The 20,871-nt window shown below is 64.0% G+C and carries 19 protein-coding genes; 11 read left to right on the forward strand and 8 right to left on the reverse strand.

What is annotated here, in order from left to right:
- The first annotated feature begins 293 nt into the window (after nt 1-293).
- From FJ950_RS02245 to FJ950_RS02270, 5 genes are all read left to right on the forward strand, one after another.
- Nucleotides 294-1,049 carry an SDR family NAD(P)-dependent oxidoreductase gene (locus FJ950_RS02245; RefSeq protein ID WP_140614836.1) on the forward strand — a complete coding sequence of 252 codons (756 nt, stop codon included), beginning with the start codon at nt 294-296 and terminating at the stop codon, nt 1,047-1,049.
- Nucleotides 1,046-1,516, forward strand: coding sequence for a MarR family transcriptional regulator (locus FJ950_RS02250; RefSeq protein ID WP_140614837.1), 471 nt, complete (start codon nt 1,046-1,048; stop codon nt 1,514-1,516). Before FJ950_RS02245 ends, FJ950_RS02250 begins: the two co-directional genes overlap by 4 nt.
- Nucleotides 1,513-2,325 (forward strand): enoyl-CoA hydratase family protein, encoded by an 813-nt coding sequence (locus tag FJ950_RS02255; protein ID WP_015314090.1) that lies wholly within the window; start codon nt 1,513-1,515, stop codon nt 2,323-2,325. The genes FJ950_RS02250 and FJ950_RS02255 overlap by 4 nt, the downstream gene beginning before the upstream one ends.
- A 207-nt stretch (nt 2,326-2,532) precedes the next feature.
- Complete coding sequence (locus FJ950_RS02265) at nt 2,533-3,681, forward strand: acyl-CoA dehydrogenase family protein (protein WP_140614838.1); 1,149 nt, start codon at nt 2,533-2,535, stop codon at nt 3,679-3,681.
- A gap of 76 nt (nt 3,682-3,757) precedes the next feature.
- On the forward strand, nt 3,758-4,153 hold the full coding sequence (locus tag FJ950_RS02270) for a RidA family protein (RefSeq protein WP_135916832.1): 396 nt from the start codon (nt 3,758-3,760) through the stop codon (nt 4,151-4,153).
- A 242-nt stretch (nt 4,154-4,395) separates the two neighbouring features.
- Here FJ950_RS02270 and FJ950_RS02275 read toward each other — a convergent pair whose 3' ends face one another.
- Nucleotides 4,396-5,487: an LLM class flavin-dependent oxidoreductase gene (locus FJ950_RS02275; protein WP_140614839.1), complete on the reverse strand. Its 1,092-nt coding sequence runs from the start codon at nt 5,485-5,487 to the stop codon at nt 4,396-4,398.
- A gap of 121 nt (nt 5,488-5,608) precedes the next feature.
- On the opposite strand from FJ950_RS02275, the gene FJ950_RS02280 reads away from it, so the two are divergent.
- From FJ950_RS02280 to FJ950_RS02295, 4 genes are all read left to right on the forward strand, one after another.
- Nucleotides 5,609-6,385: an HpcH/HpaI aldolase/citrate lyase family protein gene (locus FJ950_RS02280; RefSeq protein ID WP_140614840.1), complete on the forward strand. Its 777-nt coding sequence runs from the start codon at nt 5,609-5,611 to the stop codon at nt 6,383-6,385.
- A gap of 429 nt (nt 6,386-6,814) precedes the next feature.
- The gene (locus FJ950_RS02285) at nt 6,815-7,612 is read left to right on the forward strand and encodes an ABC transporter substrate-binding protein (RefSeq protein ID WP_140614841.1); all 798 of its coding nucleotides are present in this window, start codon (nt 6,815-6,817) and stop codon (nt 7,610-7,612) included.
- A 161-nt stretch (nt 7,613-7,773) separates the two neighbouring features.
- Nucleotides 7,774-8,448, forward strand: coding sequence for an amino acid ABC transporter permease (locus FJ950_RS02290; protein WP_140614842.1), 675 nt, complete (start codon nt 7,774-7,776; stop codon nt 8,446-8,448).
- Between the two features lie 38 nt (nt 8,449-8,486).
- Nucleotides 8,487-9,749, forward strand: coding sequence for a cysteine desulfurase-like protein (locus FJ950_RS02295; RefSeq protein ID WP_181171022.1), 1,263 nt, complete (start codon nt 8,487-8,489; stop codon nt 9,747-9,749).
- 232 nt (nt 9,750-9,981) lie between these two features.
- On the opposite strand, the gene FJ950_RS02300 is transcribed toward FJ950_RS02295, so the two are convergent.
- The 5 genes from FJ950_RS02300 to FJ950_RS02320 all read right to left on the reverse strand — a co-directional run bounded on the left by FJ950_RS02300 (nt 9,982) and on the right by FJ950_RS02320 (nt 15,244).
- Nucleotides 9,982-10,812 (reverse strand): dipeptide ABC transporter ATP-binding protein, encoded by an 831-nt coding sequence (locus FJ950_RS02300; protein WP_140614844.1) that lies wholly within the window; start codon nt 10,810-10,812, stop codon nt 9,982-9,984.
- Nucleotides 10,809-11,666 carry an ABC transporter ATP-binding protein gene (locus FJ950_RS02305; protein ID WP_015314099.1) on the reverse strand — a complete coding sequence of 286 codons (858 nt, stop codon included), beginning with the start codon at nt 11,664-11,666 and terminating at the stop codon, nt 10,809-10,811. Before FJ950_RS02305 ends, FJ950_RS02300 begins: the two co-directional genes overlap by 4 nt.
- A gap of 2 nt (nt 11,667-11,668) precedes the next feature.
- Nucleotides 11,669-12,523: an ABC transporter permease subunit gene (locus FJ950_RS02310; protein ID WP_174361976.1), complete on the reverse strand. Its 855-nt coding sequence runs from the start codon at nt 12,521-12,523 to the stop codon at nt 11,669-11,671.
- Between the two features lie 70 nt (nt 12,524-12,593).
- On the reverse strand, nt 12,594-13,601 hold the full coding sequence (locus FJ950_RS02315) for an ABC transporter permease subunit (RefSeq protein ID WP_140614846.1): 1,008 nt from the start codon (nt 13,599-13,601) through the stop codon (nt 12,594-12,596).
- A gap of 50 nt (nt 13,602-13,651) precedes the next feature.
- Nucleotides 13,652-15,244 carry an ABC transporter substrate-binding protein gene (locus FJ950_RS02320; protein ID WP_015314102.1) on the reverse strand — a complete coding sequence of 531 codons (1,593 nt, stop codon included), beginning with the start codon at nt 15,242-15,244 and terminating at the stop codon, nt 13,652-13,654.
- 466 nt (nt 15,245-15,710) lie between these two features.
- On the opposite strand from FJ950_RS02320, the gene FJ950_RS02325 reads away from it, so the two are divergent.
- Nucleotides 15,711-17,735, forward strand: coding sequence for a long-chain fatty acid--CoA ligase (locus FJ950_RS02325; protein ID WP_140614847.1), 2,025 nt, complete (start codon nt 15,711-15,713; stop codon nt 17,733-17,735).
- Nucleotides 17,735-18,460 carry a methyltransferase gene (locus FJ950_RS02330; protein ID WP_140614848.1) on the forward strand — a complete coding sequence of 242 codons (726 nt, stop codon included), beginning with the start codon at nt 17,735-17,737 and terminating at the stop codon, nt 18,458-18,460. Before FJ950_RS02325 ends, FJ950_RS02330 begins: the two co-directional genes overlap by 1 nt.
- On the opposite strand, the gene FJ950_RS02335 is transcribed toward FJ950_RS02330, so the two are convergent.
- Entirely contained in the window at nt 18,444-19,166 is a 723-nt protein-coding gene (locus tag FJ950_RS02335) for an HAD family hydrolase (protein ID WP_015314105.1), read from the reverse strand. The genes FJ950_RS02330 and FJ950_RS02335 overlap by 17 nt on opposite strands.
- A 5-nt stretch (nt 19,167-19,171) precedes the next feature.
- Nucleotides 19,172-20,815 (reverse strand): glucose-6-phosphate isomerase, encoded by a 1,644-nt coding sequence (pgi, locus tag FJ950_RS02340; RefSeq protein WP_140614849.1) that lies wholly within the window; start codon nt 20,813-20,815, stop codon nt 19,172-19,174.
- Nucleotides 20,816-20,871: the final 56 nt, after the last annotated feature.

Genomic DNA, 20,871 nt, shown 5'->3' on the forward strand with positions numbered 1-20,871 from the left:
CATGATCTTGCACTGCGCTGGTCGACCCCCACTCCGTCTCGGCTTCGCCGATCCACCTCTCCCCCGATCGACGGGGGAGAGGAACGGCGCGCCCCCTCTGCCGCCAATGCTCGTCTCATGAGGCTCCCTTCCTTTCCCTCCGGAGGGGGGAAAGGTGGCGTTGCGAAGCAACGACGGATTGGGGGAACCACCTGGCAACCAAGCATCGAGCCAATCGCCAGTCCCAGAATGTCTGTGCATGCCATGGCTTCGATCTGGCGCAAGAGGCAGCGCCGACCTTCCAGGATTGCCACATGATCGCAGGCAAGCACGCACTGGTCACCGGCGGCGGCTCCGGCGTCGGCCGGGCCATCGCGCTCACCTTGGCTAGGGCTGGTGTCGATGTGACCATATGTGGGCGCCGCGAAGCTGAGCTCGCCAAGGTTGCCCGCGAAAACGGTCGCATCCATGGCATTGCCGCAGACGTCACCAATGAGGCGGCGATGGCGGCGCTCTACGCGCAAGCGGAGGCCGCGCGCGGGCCGTTCGATATCGTCGTCGCCAATGCCGGCATGGCCGGCAGCACGCCGGCGCACAAGATCCCGCTGGCCGACTGGCAGCGGACGCTCGACGTCAATCTGACCGGCGCCTTCCTGACGGTGAAACCGGCGCTGGCCGGCATGGCCGCGCGCAAGGCAGGCCGCATCGTGTTCATCGCCTCCACGGCAGGTCTGAAGGGCTACGCCTATGTCGCGCCCTACGTCGCGGCCAAGCATGGCGTCGTCGGCCTGATGCGGGCGCTGGCCGCCGAGACGGCGAAATCCGGTGTCACCGTCAACGCCGTGTGCCCAGGCTTCGTCGAGACCGACATGCTGGAGGAGTCCATCCAGCGCATCGTCGAAAAGACCGGCCGCTCGGCAGAACAGGCGCGGGCCAGTCTTGCCTCGACCAATCCGCAAGGCCGTTTCATCCAGCCCCGGGAAATTGCCGAAGCCGTGCTTTGGCTGTGTGGCGATGCGGCAGCGTCGATCACCGGACAGGCGATTTCGATCTCGGGAGGTGAAACATGATAGCCGGCCCCCTGCCCCTGCCATCGGGACCCGGCAAGGACCGGCTGCGCCTGTGGATCAGGCTGCTGCGCGCGTCGCGCACGATCGAGGCCGAACTGCGCGAGCGCCTGAAGAAGGAATTCGACACGACGTTGCCGCGTTTCGACGTCATGGCAGCACTTTACCGCGCGCCGGAGGGCATGCTGATGAGCGACCTGTCGCGCTTCCTGCTGGTGTCCAACGGCAATGTCACCGGTATTGTCGACCGGCTGGTTTCGGAAGGGCTGGTGGCGCGCGCGCGCCGCAATGGCGACCGCCGCACCTCGATGGTGCGGCTGACGGATGAGGGCTCCAAGTCCTTCGCCGTCATCGCTGCCGCTCACGAGGGCTGGGTCGGCGAATTGTTGGGCAAGGTCAGCGAGGAGGATGCGCGCCGGCTGACCGGCATGCTGACCTCGTTCCGCAGCAACTGGGAGGGACGCGAATGACCGCAATGGCCGGCCTCAAGCCGACGCATTTCCTGTGGGAGGTCGAGGGCAGGATCGCTAAAGTCCGGCTTGACCGGCCGGAGCGCAAGAACCCGCTGACCTTCGACAGCTATGCCGAGCTGCGCGACACGTTCCGCGATCTCGTCTATGCCAACGACGTCGACGCCGTGGTGTTCCTCTCCAATGGCGGCAATTTCTGCTCCGGCGGCGATGTCCACGACATTATCGGTCCGCTGGTCAAGATGGACATGAAGCAGCTCTTGGCCTTCACCCGCATGACCGGCGATTTCGTCAAGGCGATGCTGAATTGCGGCAAGCCGATCATCGCCGCGGTCGACGGCGTGGCGGTCGGCGCCGGCGCCATCATCGCCATGAGTTCGGATATCCGCATCGCCACGCCGGAAGCCAAGACGGCGTTTCTGTTCACCCGGGTCGGCCTTGCCGGCTGCGACATGGGCGCCTGCGCGATCCTGCCGCGCATCATCGGCCAGGGCCGCGCCGCCGAACTGCTCTACACCGGCCGAACCATGACAGCGACGGAAGGCGAGCGCTGGGGGTTCTATAACAGGCTGGTAGCGGCAGACGTACTTGAGGCCGACGCGCTCGACATGGCCGCCCGCATCGTCTCCGGCCCGACCTTCGCCCACGGCATCACCAAGACGCAGCTCAACCAGGAATGGTCGATGGGCCTCGATCAGGCGATCGAGGCGGAAGCACAGGCGCAGGCGATCTGCATGCAGACGCGCGATTTCGAACGGGCGTATCGGGCTTTCGTGGCCAAGGAAAAGCCGGTGTTCGAGGGGAATTGAGGATGGCTTGTTGCCTAGGCACCCCCCTCTGGCCTGCCGGCCATCTCCCCCGCAAGGGGGGAGATCAGATGTCACTCTGGCTTTCGCCAATTACCAGCTCTGAGGAAGGGGCGGCATCGGTGAAACCGCTAATCTCCCCCCTTGCGGGGGAGATGGCCGGCAGGCCAGAGGGGGGTGTGACGGAACGAGGCGTAACGGGAGATATCCATGCCTGACCGCTCCTTCCTCAACTGGCCCTTCTTCGAGAACCGCCACCGCGAACTCGCCGAGCGTCTCGAAACCTGGTGCCGACAAAACCTCCCTGTCCAGCACCATGACGTCGATGCCGCCTGCCGCGAGTTGGTGGCGAAGCTCGGCAGGGACGGCTGGCTGAAGCCGACGGCGCTCGATACGGACAACCCCGCACCACTCGACGTGCGCGCCCTGTGCATCACGCGCGAGACGCTGGCCCGCCACGATGGCCTCGCCGATTTCGCTTTCGCCATGCAAGGTCTCGGCACCGGCGCGCTCAGCCTGTTCGGCACGTCGGAGCAGCAGCAATGGCTTGCGAGGACACGCGCCGGCAAGGCGATATCAGCCTTCGCCCTATCGGAACCGCGTTCGGGATCTGATGTCGCCAACATGGAGATGGCGGCGACCCGTGACGGCGACAGCTATGTTCTCACGGGCGAAAAAACCTGGATATCGAATGGCGGCATTGCGGACATCTATGTCGTCTTCGCCCGCACCGGCGAGGCGCCCGGAGCCAAGGGGCTCTCTGCCTTCCTGGTGCCGGGCGATGCAAAGGGGCTCGGTATCGCCGAACGCCTGGAAGTGATCGCGCCGCATCCACTGGCGCGCTTGTCTTTCGACGGGGTGCGGTTGCCCGCCTCGGCCCTGATCGGCAAGCCTGGCGACGGTTTCCGCATCGCCATGTCGGTGCTCGACGTGTTCCGCTCGACGGTCGGCGCGGCGGCGCTCGGCTTTGCCCGCCGCGCGCTCGATGAAAGCATCAAACGCGTGGCCGAGCGCAAACTGTTCGGCGCGCCGATGGCCGAGTTGCAGATGGTGCAGGGGCACATCGCCGATATGGCGCTCGACGTCGATGCGGCGGCGCTACTGGTCTACCGGGCTGCGTGGACCAAGGACATGGGTGCGGCGCGGGTGACGCGCGAGGCGGCGATGGCCAAACTGTTCGCCACCGACAAGGCGCAGGAGGTGATCGACAAAGCGGTGCAGCTGCATGGCGGCGATGGTGTCCGCAAGGGCCATATCGTCGAGAGCCTGTATCGCGAGATCCGCGCGCTGCGAATCTACGAGGGCGCATCGGACGTGCAGAAGGTTGTGATCGCACGGCAAGTAATGGGCGCGGCCTGAACAGGTCGTGACCACGGACTGAAATGTTTTCGAGACGGATATTGCGGACCCGATATTGGACAGGCGGAGAGACGACATGCACGAGATCCTGCAGCCGGAAGGCTGGGCAAAACCGGTCGGCTACGCCAATGGCGTGGCCGCGCGCGGCAGGCTCGTCTTCGTCGGCGGACAGGTCGGCTGGAACGGGCAATGCCAGTTCGAGACCGACGATTTCGCCGGCCAGGTGCGGCAGACGCTTCAGAACATCGTCGCGGTGCTGGCCGAGGCCGGCGCGGAGCCACGGCACATCACCTCGATGACCTGGTATTTTACCGACAAGGCCGAATATCTCGGCAACCTCAAGGGGATCGGCGAGGCCTATCGCGAGGTGATCGGCCGGCATTTTCCAGCAATGGCCGCCATGCAGGTGGTGGCGCTGGTCGAGGACCGCGCCAAGGTGGAGATCCAGGCGACCGCCGTTATTCCGGAATAAACGCCCATCGCTTCGTCATCCTGGGGCGAAGCAAGGAGCGCAGCGACGCGGCGCAGACCCCAGGATCCATGCCGTGAAATCAAAGCGTTGCAGCGGTCCGGAATTCTGCTCCGCCGCACTCCGTGGCTAAGATCGCGGCATGGATCCCAGGGTCTCCGCGACGGAGCTTCGCTCCTGCTCCGCCCAGGGATGACGACGTTGAAATCCTGGCTAGGCCACCGATCATCCCCTTGGCATCGCTGCTACCCGCGAAGCCCGGCCTGCCTGAGCAACGGCAGTACGTGGTCGCAGAAATAGGGCAATTCCCTGGTGTAGTTGACGAAGGACAGGGCGATGCCTTGATAGCCGTGCTCCGCAATGGCGGCCATTTCGGCGACGATCGTCTGCGGCGTTCCAACCAGCGGATAGGTGCCGGCGCCGCCGGCGAAACGCTGCCGGTAGCGGTCATAGGCATGCGGGTCGTGCGACTGCGAGAATTCCTTCTTGCCGGCCATATGCGCATCGACCGCCTCGTGATCGGCCAGATCGACGGCATATCTGTTGTAATAGGCCTGCGCCTCTTCCATGGTCGGACGGCAGACGACATGGGCCACGGTGTAGACGCCGACCTGCCGGCCAACCTTGTCGGCTCGCTCGCTGATGTCGGCGACATGCTTGCCGGCATCGGCCATCTCGGAAAAGGTCGTGAACAGGTAGTCGCAATGGGCCGCGGCGAAATCGCGGCCGGGGCCGCCGAAAGCGGCGTTCATGGTCACGGGGCGCGGAACCTGCAGGCTGGCCGGCCGGCTGACCGCCTCCTTGAGGTGATAATAGGTGCCTTCGTAGTCGAGCGGCTCCGCCGATCCATAGAGCTTCTCGAGGACCTCGATCCATTCGGCCGCCTGGTCGTAGCCCTTCTCGACCAGCGGCGTGCCGAACATGCCGAATTCCTTCGGGTTCCAGCCGCAGACGATGTTCAGGCCGGCCCGGCCTTGGCTGATGTGATCGACCGTCGCCAGCGCCTTGGCGGCATAGAGCGGATGCACCAGCGGCACGTGCACGGTCATGAACAGGCCGATCCGGTCGGTGGCCATGCTGAGTGCCGCCGCCCAGGTGAAGGTCTCGAAGGACCGCTCGCGCACCTTGTTGCGGCCGCCAAAGCCACGCCAGCGCGCGATCGGCAACATGAACTCCAGCCCGGCGCGATCGGCGATCCGGGCGGCCGTTAGATTGTCCTGCCAGCTCGCCGTCCAGCGTTCCGGCACATCCGATATGGCAAGGCCGCCATCGGCGTTGGTCGAGAAAACGCCAAGCTTCAGTTTGTTGGAGCCGTGCAGCGGATGTGCTTTGTTCATGTCGCGACCTCCCGGCGAAGATCGCACGCTACGGCTCCGCGAAAATATTTCAAGCATGAAATAGCTTCGCCCTGCGCCTGTTTGCCGATATGAGTTTGGCGGGATGAGAAAAGGACTAGGCATGAGCGAGTTCCGCCAGAATTGCATCGGCAAGGCCAACCTCGTCGGCTCCTTCGCTGCCATTCCTCACCCCGTCGCGGTTGAAGTGATGGCGCTGTCCGGCCTCGACTTCCTCTGCATCGACTGGGAGCATGCCCAGATCTCACGCGACATCATCGAGACCATGGTGCGCGCCGCCGATGTCCACCGCGTGCCGGCGATGGTGCGCGTTCCCGGCCCCGCGCCCGAAGCCATCCAGGCGGCGCTGGACAGCGGCGCGCAAGGCGTGCTGGTGCCACGCGTCTCGACACCGGCACAGGCGGCAATGGCCGTGAAAGCATCCCGCTATCCGCCACGGGGCGAGCGCGGCGTCGGACCCGGTCGCGCGGCCGGTTATGGCTATCGCATTCCCGAATATCTAGTCGGCGCCAATGACCGGATCGTCGTGGCGGTCCAGGTCGAGACTTCAGAGGGATTGGCCAACATCGAGGCGATCGCTGATGTCGACGGCGTCGACGTGATCTTCGTCGGCCCCGGCGATCTCTCCGTGTCGATCGATGCGATCGGACCGAAGGGCGCCGACAAGCTCACGGACGCGATCCGCAGGATCATCGGCGTGGCGATCGCGCACGACAAGACCTCCGGCATATTCTGCGCCAGCCCGCAGGCCATCGGCCAATGGGCGGCAATCGGCGTCAGCTTCTTCGTCCTGGCCAGCGACACGATGTACCTGGGTGCGGGCGCCGCGGCCAATTATGCCGCCGCCCGGGCCGAACTGGCGCGGGAGGACCCGCGCTAGCGCCGGGTTGCACAAACGATCAAGCCAGGAAACTTTTTAAGCTTAAAACTTTTGCCTTGAAAAGCGCCGCGCTTTGGATAAGCATTCAGGATGGATGGCGACTGTCGGCCTGGAGGGCTTTACGGGCAGTCATCATGGTGCTCCGGGTGGGAGGGGTTTCAGTCCTTGTCGTTTGTGCCGCCCCAATCATCGTCCAGCGCGCGCTACGCTTTCGATGGTGCGCGCGCTCAGCTCCACGACCTGCGTACCGAGACCATCGCCAACCTTTCGCGTGTGAATGCGTATGCGACCGCGACAAAATCGCGGCTGCGCTCGAGCGCATGGCCGCCATCATGAATTGACGCCCCGCTGGGAGGCGGGACGGCAAGAAACCGTGCGGGCCAGCCCGCCCGATCAACAACCAGAGGGAACACCCCAGAGGGACCACCAATGAAGCTCAACCGTCGCAATCTCATCCTTGTCGCCGCGGCAATCGGCATCGCGGCCGGACCGGCAACCGCCTATGCCGCCGATGTGCTCAATGTCGGCGCCTACCCGACCAATCCGCCCTTTGAATACAAGAACGAGAGCGGCACGTTCGAGGGTTTCGAAGTCGACATCGTCAACGAGGCGGCCAAGCGCGCCGGCATGACCACCGACATCGCCGATCTCGGCTTCCAGGCGCTGTTCGCCGCGACCACTTCGAAGCGCATCGACGTCGCCATCTCCTCGATCACCATCACGCCGGAGCGGCTGAAGTCGCAGTCGTTCACCCAGCCCTATTATGATTCCGACATGGGTATCGCGACCAAGACCGACAGCGCGGTCAACGCCGAGGCGGACCTCAAGGGCAAGATCGTCGGCGTGCTCTCGGGCTCGACCGGCGAGACCTGGGTCAAGGCGCATCAGGAAGCCGACGGCTTCAGCGATGTAAAGGGCTATGACACGCAGCAGAACTTGCTGCTCGACCTCAGCGCCGGCCGTATCGACGCCGCCGTCAGCGACATTCCCGGCATGGAATATTCCTTTACGAAGATGAAGGACCTGAAGGTCAAGCAGCGCATCAAGACCGGCGAGCAGTACGGCCTGATGATGACCAAGGATCATCCGCTGCTCGGCAAACTCAACGACGCGCTGACGGCGATGAAGAAGGACGGCACGCTGGCCGCGATCCACAAGAAGTGGTTCGGCAGCGACGCGCCGGCCGATTCCTCGACCGTCAAGGAAATGCCGATGCCCAAGGCCTGAGCGGCGGCCAGACGGAATGCGTGCCGGCCCCAAAGGGGTCGGCACGTCCCGTTTTTCACGCATGACTTTCCCGGGACCAGCATCCGTTCGGCACAGCCGATCTTGATGTTCCGGGTCGGGCTCTGGCGTCGGATGACGCAACACCGTTCGGGAATGCCCTGATGTCGCTGATCGACACTTTCTTCAACGCCGACGTCATCGCGTCGAGCCTGCCGGCGTTGCTGCGCGGCTTCCTGAACACGCTGCTGCTCGGTCTGCTCAGCATCGGCATCGGCATTCCCATCGGCCTGGTGATCAGCCTATTGCGGCTCTATGCGCCGAAGCCGCTGCGCTGGCTGGCGGTCGGTTACACCGACATTTTCCGCGCCTTGCCGGTCCTCGTCGTGCTGATCCTGATCTATTACGCGCTGCCTTTCCTCGGCATACGCCTGTCGTCCTGGGCGTCGGCGGTGACCGCGTTCGCCATCATCATGTCGGCCTATTCGGCCGAAGTGTTCCGCTCCGGCATAGAGAGCATTCCGCGCGGCCAGTTCGAGGCGGCGCAGGCGCTTGGCCTGCCGTTTCTTTTGACCTTGCGCAAGGTGGTGCTGCCGCAGGCGGTGCGCGTCGTCATCCCGCCGATGACCAGCAACTGCGTCTCGATGTTCAAGGACACGTCGCTGGCCTCCACCGTGGCATTGCCGGAGCTGCTCAAGGAAGCGACCAACGCGCAGTCGCTCTATGCCAACCCCTCGCCGCTGATCGGCGCGGCGCTGGTCTATCTCATCTTCCTTTGGCCGATGGTTCGTCTCGTCAGCCTCCTTGAAGCCCGCTTCAAGGACGAGAAGGCCCGCTGACCATTCACCACCCCGCAAGCACTTCGCAGGAGATATCCTTGAGCAACTCCCAGGTCACCGGCGGCTTTCCCGTCGACACCATCCGCGCCATGTTTCCTGCCCTGCAGCGGGCCGGCGATTTCATCTTCATGGACAACGCCGCCGGGGCGCAGATTCCGCAAAGCGTGCTCGACGCGGTGACCAACCACCTGGTCTCGCACAATGTGCAGCGCGGCGGCCGCTATGGCCGCAGCGTCACCGTCGACCAGTCGGTCGCCGATGCGCGGACAAGCGTCGCACTGTTGATCAATGCTTACAGCCCGGCGGAAATCTGCTTCGGCATGAACGCCACCTCCTTCATCCGTCTGGTCAGCCTCGGCATCGGCCAGATGCTTGGAGAACGCGACGAGATCGTCATCACCGACATGGACCACGACGCCAACATCGCCACCTGGCTTGCGCTGGAATCGGCCGGCGCCAAATGCAAGTGGTGGCGCATGCGTGAGGATGGCAATCTGCATGTCGACGATCTCAAGCCGCTGGTTTCGGACCGCACTCGGCTGGTCGCCTGCACGGTGACGGCGCACTCGATCGGTTCGATCGTCGACGTCGCGTCGGTGGCGCAAATCGCCCATGCCGCCGGCGCCGAAGTGTTCCTCGACTGCGTGCATTACGGGCCGCATGGGCTGATCGACGTGCAGGCCTGGGGCTGCGATTATCTCGTCTGCTCCGGCTACAAGAATTTCTCGCCGCATATGGGCTTCCTGTGGGGCCGCTTCGAGACGCTGAAGCGGCTGCCGACCTTCCGCGAGGATTTCATTCCGGACGAGCCGCCATACAAGGTGGAAGCCGGCACCTTCATCTACGAGAACGTGTCGGGCATGGATGCCGCCGTGCAATATCTGGAACTGATCGGCCGCAATCTGGCGCCCTCCAACAACCGCTCGCGACGCGAAAACATCGTCGCCGGCATGGGCGCCATCCGCGACTACGAACTCATTCTGGCGCGCGAGATGATGGGCGTGCTGAAGGGCTGCGGCGCAACCATCTACGGCGTCGCCGACGAGGCGCGCATCAACGAGCGTGTGCCGACCTTCTGCTTCAACATCGGCAAGCTGTCGCCGCAGCGGATCGTCGACAAAATGGCCGAGATGCAGATCGGCATCCGCGACGGTCACATGTACGCGCCGCGGCTGATGAAGCGCCTCAACCTCAGCATGGACAGCGGCGCTATCCGTGCCTCGCTGGTCCACTACAATACGGTCGAGGAGATCCACAAGTTCGGTGAGGCTTTGCGCGCCATCATCGCCAAGCTGTCGTAAGCCGTCCGGGCTCTTCGCAAGGGGGCCACTTCTGGGTAGTCATCCTCGGGCGAAGCAAGGAGCGAAGCGACGCGGCGCAGACCCGAGGATCGATGCCGCGACATGCGAGCGCCGCTTACGGTGCAGAATTCTGCCCCGCTGCATTCTTCGGCTGAGGTAACGGCATGGATCCTAGGGTCTGCGCGACGCTTCGCATCGCTCCGCCCTAGGATGACGACCTCCGGAAGCGACTTTAGGCCGCCTTCTTCTTCGCCAGCCTCGCCTTGATGCTCGCCACATCGGCGCGCGGCGTCGCGGCGAACAGCGTCCTGGTGTAGCTGTGCTTGGGGTCGGAGAAGACCTCGTCGCGCGAGCCATATTCGACCGCCTCGCCGAAATACATCACCATCACATCGTCGGCGATGTAGCGCACCACCGACAAATCGTGGCTGATGAAGACATAGGTCAGCTGGAATTCGTCCTGCAGGTCGGCGAGCAGGTTGAGCACCTGCGCCTGCACCGAGAGATCGAGCGCCGAAACCGGCTCGTCGAGCACCAGCAGGCTGGGGTTGAGCATCAGCGCACGGGCAATGGCGATACGCTGGCGCTGGCCGCCCGAGAACATGTGCGGATAGCGGTTGTAATGCTCGTGACCGAGGCCGACCTTCTTCAGCATCTTCATGGCGAGGTCGCGCCGTTCGGCGGCCGGCTTGTCGGTGTTGATCAGCAGCGGCTCGCCCAGCACATCGCCGATCTTCTGGCGCGGATTGAGCGATCCGTAAGGGTTCTGGAAGACGATCTGCACCTTGCGGCGCATCTCCTTCGTCAATCCGCCTTTGGCGATATCGACCTTGTTGCCGTCGATGAACAGCTCGCCCGACGTCGCGGGATCGATCAAGGTGATGATGCGGGCGAGCGTGGACTTGCCGCAGCCGCTTTCGCCGACGATGGCCAGCGTCTTGCCCTTGTCCACCGTGAAGGAGACGCCCTTGACGGCATGCACGGTGCGCGGCCCGGAGAACAGGCCGCCGCCGATATGGTAGTCGCGAACGATGTTCTTGCCTTCAAGGACGGTGGTGCTCATGCCGAGGCTCCCGCTGCCGAAGGGGCAGGCTCGAACAGCATGTCGGACACAGTCGGCAGCCGGTCGCCGACGGCGTTTTCCGGCAGCGCCGACAGCAGCGCGCGCGTGTAATTGCTTTTCGGCGATTCAAACAGCGACAGCACGTCGGCCTCCTCCATCTTGCGGCCCTTATACTGGACGATGACGCGGTCGGCGGTCTCGGCCACCACGCCCATATTGTGGGTGATCATGATCAGGCCCATGCCGTATTTGGCCTGCAGCGAGACCAGGAGATCGAGGATCTGCTTCTGGATGGTGACGTCGAGCGCGGTGGTCGGCTCGTCGGCGATTAAGAGCTTCGGATTGCAGGCGATGGCAATCGCGATCATGACGCGCTGGCACTGGCCGCCCGACATCTGGTGCGGAAACGAGCTCAGCCGTTCTTCCGGATCGGCGATGCCGACCAGCTTCATCAGCTCGATGGCGCGCGCCCGGCGCTGGGCGCGATCCATGCCCATGTGGAAGCGCAACACTTCCTCGATCTGGAAGCCGACGGTGAAGCATGGGTTGAGGCTGGCGATCGGCTCCTGGAAGATCATCGAGATGTCCTTGCCGACGATCTTGCGGCGTTCGGACGGGCTGAGCTTCAACAGGTCGACGCCATCGAAAGCCATGCGGTCGGCCTTGACCGTCGCGGTGTTGGGCAACAGCCCCATCACCGCCAGCATCGAGACCGACTTGCCGGAGCCGGACTCGCCGACGATCGCCAGCACCTCGCGCGGCTCGACCGAAAGGTCGATGCCCTGCACGGCCATGAACGGTCCGGCGGCGGTGTCGAAGGAAACGGTGAGGTTCTTGATCTCGAGCAGGGACATGCTCACGACCTCTTCAACTTGGGGTCAAGCGCGTCGCGCAGGCCGTCGCCGATCAGGTTGATGGCAAAGACGGTAATCAGGATGGCGAGGCCGGGGAAGGTCACCACCCACCAGGCGCGCAGGATGAATTCGCGCGCTTCGGCAAGCATGGTGCCCCATTCCGGCGTCGGCGGCTGCGCCCCCATGCCGAGGAAGCCGAGGGCGGCCGCCTCGAGGATGGCGTTGGAGAAGGACAGCGTCGCCTGCACGATCAGCGGGGCGATGCAGTTGGGCAGGATGGTGACCAGCATCAGCCTGAGATGGCTGGCCCCGGCGACCTTGGCCGAGACTACATATTCGCGGGTCTTCTCTGCCATCACGGCGGCGCGGGTGAGCCGGGCGAAGTGCGGCTGCAGCACGAAGGCGATGGCGATCATGGCATTGACGAGGCCAGGGCCGAGCACCGCGACCAGCACCAGGGCCAGCAGCAGCGACGGGAAAGCCAGGATGATGTCCATGATGCGCATGATCAGCGTGTCGACCCAGCCACGGCAGTAGCCGGCGAGCAGGCCGAGGATGACGCCGGAGATCAGTGCCGTGGTGACGACCACGAAGCCGATGGCGAGCGAGAATCGCGAGCCGTAGATCAGGCGCGAAAGCATATCGCGGCCGACGGCGTCGGTGCCGAGCAGGAACTGTGCGTTGCCGCCCGCCTGCCAGGCCGGCGGCGTCAGGAAGAAGTCACGGAACTGATCGTCCGGCGAATGCGGGGCGAGCAACGGCGCGAAGATGGCGATCAGGATCAGCAGGGCGAAGACGAAGAGGCCGATCACCGCGCCCTTGTTGATCGAGAAATAGTGCCAGAATTCGGCGAACATCTGCAGCCGCGCATCCTGCGGCTTGACGATGGTCGCGGCTTCGATGGTGGCTGGGCCTTCATTGGTCATGTCAATTCGCCCGGATGCGCGGGTTGATGACGGCATAGAGCACGTCGACGATAAGGTTCACCGACATGACGATCAGCGCGATCAAAAGCAACCCGCCCTGCACGGTGAAATAGTCGCGCTTGGAAATGGCATCGATCATCCACTTGCCGATGCCCGGCCACGAAAAGATGCTCTCGGTCAGGATGGCGCCGGTCAACAGCGTGCCGACCTGCAGGCCGATCGTGGTGACGACCGGGATCAGCGCGTTGCGGAAGGCATGCAGGCCGGTGACGCGCCGCGGCGCCAGGCCCTTGGCGCGCGCGGTGCGCACATAATCCTCGCCCAGCACTTCGAGCATGGCCGAGCGGGTCTGCCTGGCGATGACCGCCAGCGGAATGGTGCCGAGCACGATGGTGGGCAAGATGAGGTGCGACACCGCCGAGCGGAAGGCGCCCTTCTGGCCCGAGATGAGGGAATCGATGGTCATGAAGCCGGTCACCGGCTTGAAGAAATAGAGAAGGTCGATGCGGCCCGAGACCGGCGTCCAGTGCAGCGTGCCGGAAAACACGATGATCAGCAGCAGCCCCCACCAGAAGATTGGCATGGAATAGCCGGCGAGCGCGGTGCCCATGGTCAGCTGGTCGAACCAGGAGCCGCGGCGGATGGCGGCGAAAATGCCGAAGGCGACACCGAAGATGACGGCGAAGATCATGGCGAAGATGGCGAGTTCGACCGTGGCCGGGAACCGCACCAGGAAATCCTTGAGCACCGGCGTCTTGGTTGAAAACGAGGTGCCGAAATCGCCGCCGAGGATATTGGTCAGATAGGTCAGATACTGTTGCCAGATCGGCAGGTCGAACCCGAACTGGTGCATCAGCGCCGTATGGCGTTCGGGCGACAGGCCACGTTCGCCCGCAAGCACCAGCACCGGATCGCCGGGCAGGATGCGCACGAAGCCGAAAGCGAGGATGGTTATCCCGATGAAGGTCGGGATGATGAGGGCGAGCTTGCCTAGGATATAACGCAGCATGGCGGGCGAGGTGGGGCGGCGCCTTGTGGCGCCGCCCCGTTTCGCGAACCTTATTCGGCGATATCGACGCCGTCAAAGCGATGGATACCGAGCGGATCCATCGCAAAGCCGGAGACGGTCTTCTGCATCGGCATGAACACCTTGGAGTGGGCGAGCGTTGCCCACGGTGCCTGCTCCTTGAAGATGACCTGGGCCTGTTCGTAGAGCTTGGTGCGCTCGGCCTGGTCGGAAACCGTCTTGGCCTTGTTGATGAGCGCATCGAAGTCCTTGTTGCACCATTCCGCGCGGTTGTTCGAACCGACGGAAGCGCAGCTCAGGAGCACGCCGAGGAAGTTGTCCGGATCGCCATTGTCGCCGGTCCAGCCGACGATGACGGCGCCGTCGTGATCGACCGCGGAAGCGCGCTTGAGGTATTCACCCCAATCGTAGCTGACGATGTTGACGGTGACGCCGACCTTTGCGAAGTCCGCCTGGATCAGCTCGGCGGTGCGGCGCGCGTTCGGCATGTACGGGCGCGAGACGGGCATCGCCCAGACGTTCATCTTGAGGTCCTTCACGCCGGCCTCTTCAAGCATCTTCTTGGCGGCATCCGGATCGTACGGGTCGTCCTTCACGTCCTTGTTGTAGGACCACATGGTCGGCGGGATCGGGTTGATCGCCACCTGGCCGGCGCCCTGGAACACCGCGTCGATGATGGCCTTCTTGTTGATGGCCATGTTGAGCGCCTTGCGGACACGCACGTCGTCGAACGGTTTCTGCTGGGTGTTGTACATCAGCGCGCCGACGTTGAGGCCTTCCTGCTCCGCGACCGTCAGGTTCGCATCAGCCTGCAGGCCGGCAATGTCGGCCGGTGCCGGGTAGGACATGATGTTGCATTCGCCGGCCTTCAGCTTCTGCGCGCGCACCGCCGGATCGGTGGTGATGGCGAAGACCAGATCGTCGATCTTCTGCTTGCCGCCCCAATAGTCCGGGTTGGCCTTGTAGCGGATGGCGGCGTCAGTCTGGTAGTCGACGAAGATGAACGGCCCAGTGCCGACCGGCTTCTGGTTGAACAGTTCAGGCGTCTTGTCGGCCTGCAGCTTGTCGGCATATTCCTTCGAGACGATCGAGGCGAAATCCATGCCCAGGGTCGGAATGAAGGTGATTGCCGGTTCCTTGAGGGTGAACTTCACCGTCAGGTCGTCGACCTTCTCGACCTTGGTGATGTTGTCGCCGAACTGGTCATTGTAATACTGGTAGGCGATGCCCGGTATGTACTGGAACCAGGGGCCATTCTTGTCGACCTGGCGCTCGAACGAGAACACCACGTCGTCGGCGTTCAGGTCGCGGGTCGGGGTGAAGTAGTCGGTGGGCGCGAACTTGACGCCCTTGCGCAGCTTGAAAGTATATTCCTTGCCGTCGTCGGAAATGGTCCAGCTGTCCGCCAGGCCGGGCGAAACCGAGGTCTTGCCGTGATCGAATTCGACAAGGCGATTGAACACGGTGCGCGAGGACGCGTCGAATGTCTGGCCAGCGGTATACGGCGCCGGGTCGAAACCCTCCGGCGACGCTTCAGCGCAATAGACCAGAGTTTTCGCGTTGGCCACGCCGCCCAGGACGCTTGCAGCCAGCAACGCGGCTGCAAAAGTCAATTTCTTCTTCATTGAGCACTCCCTGATGTTCTTCCAAGCCCCTCTATCAGGCTCGCGAAGCGCGCATATAAGCACCGTTTTTCCGGGTTTGGAACACCCCGTTTGCTTACCCCGCGGGAAGCAGGAAAAAAATCCGCAATTTTGCTAAATGGCAGAAAAAATTAGCACTTTTTTCTATTCACGATATTATTAACGACCGCATTTTTTTATTGATCAGACGTCCGGCGACAAGGGTGCCGCGCCCTGTATTCATCCGCCGCCGGTGCGGAAAGATGCCGTTCCAGCCGTGGCCGGCGGGAAAGGTTTTCGGCGGCAAATCTTTCGCCATCCTGCCGCTAGGGCAAGACTTGCACCGCCGCCGATAGAGGCAATACATAGATAGACAGCTGGCGGCAGCGGAGGGACGTCTCCATCAATCTGGAGGCGGCGCGGTAGGGCCCAGCGAGAGCAGGCGACCAGGGTTGTCGAGGAGGAACGGGTGGCAAAAGCATCGAAGGCCCCGGTGAAAGCGTCCGTTAAGGCGAGGCCTAGACCAGCCGCAGGCGACGACGGGCAAGGCAAGGCCGCGGGCAAGGCCGCGACCGCGAAGGCGGCGGCCGGCAAGAAAGCACCCGCGGCAAAAACCGTGGCCACCGCCAGGACCGCCGCGAAGCCGGCGTCGAAGGCCGCGCCGACAAAGGCACCCGCGACCAAGCCCGGATCGGGCAAGGCCGGAACGGGCAAAACCGCGACGACGAAGAGTTCGCCACCGGCGAAGACTGCACCGGTCTCCAAGCCAGCGACAGCGGCCAGCCAACGGCTGCCGAAGGCGCTCACCGAACTCGCCGCCGGCCTGCCGCAAAAGCCATGGCTCAACAGCTATCCCAAGAACATGCCGGCCGAGATCGGCGCCCTTCCCTACGGTTCCATCGGCGACTTCCTCGTTGGCGCCTGCAAGCAGTTCGCCGGCCAGCCGGCTTTCACGTGCATGGGCAAGTCCATCACCTACGCGCAGCTCGAACAGTCTTCGGCGGCCTTCGGAGCCTACCTGCAGTCCACAGGATTGCAGAAGGGCGCGCGTGTCGCCCTGATGATGCCGAACGTGCTGCAGTATCCCATAGCGATGATGGCGGTCGCCCGCGCCGGCTTTACGGTGGTGAACGTCAATCCGCTCTACACGCCGCGCGAACTGGAGCATCAGCTCAAGGATTCCGGGGCGCAGGCCATCGTCATCCTCGAAAACTTCGCCAACACCCTGCAGGCGGTCGTCGCCAGGACCTCGGTCAAGCACATCGTCGTCGCGGCCATGGGCGACCTGCTCGGCGGCCTGAAGGGCTCGATCGTCAATCTGGTCGTGCGCCGCGTCAAGAAGATGGTGCCGGCCTGGTCATTGCCTGGCCATGTCAAGTTCAACGCGGCCCTCAAGGCTGGCCGCGGCATAGCTTTCAAGCCGGCCACGGTGGCCGCCAGCGATGTCGCCTTTCTGCAATATACCGGCGGCACCACCGGAATCTCGAAAGGCGCGACCCTCTCGCACAGCAATGTGCTGGCCAATGTCGCGCAGAATGCGCTGTGGCTGCAGGACGCCTACACCGTCAAGCCAAAGCCGGCGCATCTCAACCTAGTCTGCGCACTGCCGCTCTACCATATCTTCGCGCTGACGGTGAATGCACTGATGGGCATGCAGATGGGCGGCCAGAACATACTGATCCCCAATCCGCGCGACATTCCCGGCTTCGTCAAGGAAATGGGCAAGTATCCGATCCATATCTTTCCGGGCCTCAACACGCTGTTCAACGCGCTGCTCAACAATGAGGACTTTCGCAAGCTCGACTTCAAGCCGCTGCTCTTGACGCTTGGCGGCGGCATGGCGGTACAGAAGGGTGTCGCCGAGCGCTGGAAGGCGCTGACCGGTTGCCCCATCAGCGAAGGCTACGGTCTTTCGGAGACCTCGCCGGTGGCGACGGCCAACAAGTTCAGCTCCGGCGAGTTCACCGGCACTATCGGCCTGCCGCTGCCCTCGACCGAAATCGCCATTCGCGACGACGACGGCAACAACGTACCGCTCGGCGAAGTCGGTGAGATCTGCATCAGGGGACCGCAGGTGATGGCCGGTTACTGGAACCGGCCGGACGAGACCGCCAGGGTGATGACCAAGGACGGCTTCTTCAAGTCCGGCGACATGGGCTTCATGGACGATCGCGGCTTCACCAAGATCGTCGACCGCAAGAAGGACATGATCCTCGTCTCCGGCTTCAACGTCTATCCGACCGAACTCGAGGAAGTCGTGGCGGCGCATCCCGGCGTGCTCGAAGTGGCGGCGATCGGCGTACCGGACGAGCATTCGGGCGAAGTGCCGAAACTGTTCATCGTCAAGAAAGACCCGGCCCTGACCGCCGAGGCCATCACAGCCTTTTGCCGCGAGAACCTGACCGGCTACAAGCGGCCCAGATACATCGAGTTCAGGACCGAATTGCCGAAGACCCCGGTCGGCAAGATCCTGCGGCGGGCGCTGCGCGAATAGTGGGTCTCGCCAACGACGATACGCCGGTCCGGCGCCCGCGCCTCGACCCGGCGGAATTCATCAAGGCGAACATGCGCCTGACATCGGTGCCGGCGCTTCCCGAAATCTGGCTTTATACCGCCCACCCGAGCAGCGGGCTGAGGCGCCTTGTCGAAGGCGATGACGCCGATTCCCAGGAGCCGCAGCCGCCCTATTGGGCCTATGCGTGGGCAGGCGGCGCCGTGCTGGCGCGCTATGTGCTGGACCATCCGGAGATCGTGGCGGGCCGCCGCGTGCTCGACCTTGGAGCAGGCTCCGGCATTGTCGGCATTGCCGCGGGAAAGGCCGGCGCGTGTGAGGTGATGGCCACCGAGGTCGATCGGAACGGCGTTGCCGCGCTGGCGCTGAATGCAGCGGCCAATGGCGTCACGATCACGATAATGGGGAACGACATCACCACCGGGCCACCGCCCGCCGTGGACCTAGTGCTCGCCGGCGACGTGTTCTACGGGCAAGGTGTCGCCTTGGGGATGATGCCTTTCCTCGACCACTGCCTCGCCGCCGGCATCGAGGTGCTGGTCGGCGATCCGGGCCGGGCCTATCTGCCCCGCTCGCGGCTGCGGCTGCTTGCCGAATACAAGGTGCCGGATTTCGGCGAGGCGAAAGACGCCGCGCTCAAGCCGAGCGCTGTCTTTCGCCTCCAGCCCGAACAGTACGCCGCCCTGCCGATCAGACCGTCTCCTTGACCCGCGTCGAAAGGAAATCCGGCAGATCGGCAACCGAATCCAGGATGACATCGGCGATCTCGGCCAGCGATTCGCGCGTGCCGGTGCCGGAGAGCACGCCCACCGCCAGGCCGCAGCCGCCGGCACGCGCCATTTCGAGATCGTGCCTGTTGTCGCCGACCATGGCGATCTCAGACGGCTTGAGCCCCGTAAGATCGCAAAAGGCCTGGATGGTGTCGGGAGCGGGCTTGGGGTTGGCCACCGCGTCATAGCCATAGGCGGCTTCGAACAGTTGCGCGACACCCAGCGTGACAAGCGTCTTTTCCGCGCCGCTGGTCGAATCGTTGGTGGCGACGCCAAGCCGGTAGGATCGCCTGTGCAGCAGAGCCAGCGTGTCGGCGATGCCCGGCAGCGCCACCGCCATCGTCGAGCCCTGCACCGAGGTGATCTCGTTGAAACGGGCAACGGCCAGCATCTGGTCTTCATTGGACAGGCGCGGGAACCACAGTTCGACAACGTCGAGATTGGTGCCGGAGGCAAAGATGGAATCGGGCTTGAAGCGCCGGTTGGCGAAATCGAAGCCCGCGGCCGCGAGCAGCCTGTCGGCTTTCCAGCGGTCGCCGTCGGCCGCGTCCATGGCCATGAAGTCGGCGACGCCGAGCCAGGTCGCGTTGAAGTCGACAAGCGTTCCGTCCTTGTCGAACAATATCCCCTTGATGTCAGCCAAGCGCTTCACTCCGAACCACGCAATTGGTGGATGCGTTCCACAAGGCCCCTGGTCGAGGCGTCCCGGTTTGCGGCGCTTTCCTTGCCTTCCACGACAGGCAGGAGGCCGGTGGCCAATTCCTTGCCGAGTTCGACGCCCCACTGGTCGAAGGAGTTGATGTTGAACAGCGTGCCCTCGACGAAGACGCGGTGCTCGTAAAGCGCGATCAGCCGGCCGAAGGTGCGCGGGTCGAGCTTGCGGTAGAGAATGGTCACCGAGGGCCGGTTGCCGGAGAAGACACGATGCGGCGCGATACGGTCGACATCGGCCGGCTTCATGCCCTTGGCCAGCATCTGCGCGCGCGCCTCTTCCAGCGCACGGCCCTTCATCAGCGCTTCCGACTGCGCCAGGCAGTTGGCGAGCAGCAGGTCATGCTGATGCTTGAGATCAGGCTCGTGGCCGACGGCGGCGGCCAGGAACTCGACGGGGATCAAATCGGTGCCCTGGTGCAGCAGTTGGAAGAAGGCGTGCTGGCCGTTGGTGCCTGGCTCGCCCCAGACCAGCGGCCCGGTCGGCGTCGTCACCGGCGTCCCGTCAAGGGTAACGCTCTTGCCGTTCGATTCCATGTCGAGCTGCTGCAGATAGGCCGGCAGCCTGGACAGGCGCTGATCGTAGGGGATGACCGCGCGGGCCGGATAGCCGCAGACCACGCGGTGCCACCAGCCGACCAGCCCGAGGAGCGCCGGCAGGTTTTTCTGGAGCGGCGCAGTGCGGAAGTGTTCGTCCATTTCGTGCGCGCCGTCGAGGAAAGCGCGAAAATTCCTTGGGCCGACGGCGATCATGACCGGCAGGCCGATCGCGCCCCACAGCGAATAGCGGCCGCCGACCCAGTCCCAGAAGCCGAAGACGCGATCCGGCTCGATGCCGAACTTGGCCACCAGGTCGAGCGCGGTCGAGACGGCGGCGAAATGCTTGCCCACGGCCTCCTTGCCGAGCGCCTTCTGCACCCAGTCGCGCGCCGTCTGCGCATTGGTCATCGTCTCGACCGTGGTGAAAGTCTTGGAGGCAATGATGAACAGCGTGGTTTCGGCGGACAGCCCCTTCAGCGTGTCGTGGATGTGAGCGCCGTCAATGTTGGAGACATAGTGGGCGCGCGGGCCGTCATGATAGGGGGCGAGCGCCAGCGTCGCCATGGCCGGACCAAGGTCGGAGCCGCCAATGCCGATGTTGACGATATCGGTGATCTTCTTGCCGGTGGCGCCTGTTGCCTTGCCGGAGCGAATGGCATCGGCGAAGGCGCCCATGGCGTCGAGCACGGATATGACATCCGCCTTGACGTCCTGGCCGTCAACCGTGACGCCCTTGCCGCTCAGGTTGCGCAGCGCCGTGTGCAGGACGGCGCGGTCTTCGGTGATGTTGATCTTCTTGCCGGCGAACATGGCGGCGCGACGGCCTTCGAGATCGGCTGCGGCGGCGAGCTTCTCAAGGAAATCCATGGTCGTCGCGTCGACGGCGCATTTCGACCAGTCGAGCAGGAGGTCGCCGTCAGCGGCGGAGAATGTCTTGAAGCGCTGTGGATCGGCGGCAAAGGCCTGGCGCATGTCGCCCGGGGCCGCGGCGCGATGGTCGCGCAGGGCGGCAAGCTGTTTCTGGAAGGCTGACTGATCCACTGGCGGGGACTCCTGGCGTTTTCGACGCACCATATCAGACCGGATGTTTCCGGCGC

Source organism: Mesorhizobium sp. B2-3-14 (genome assembly GCF_006442175.1).
GTDB classification, from domain to species: Bacteria; Pseudomonadota; Alphaproteobacteria; order Rhizobiales; family Rhizobiaceae; genus Mesorhizobium; species Mesorhizobium australicum.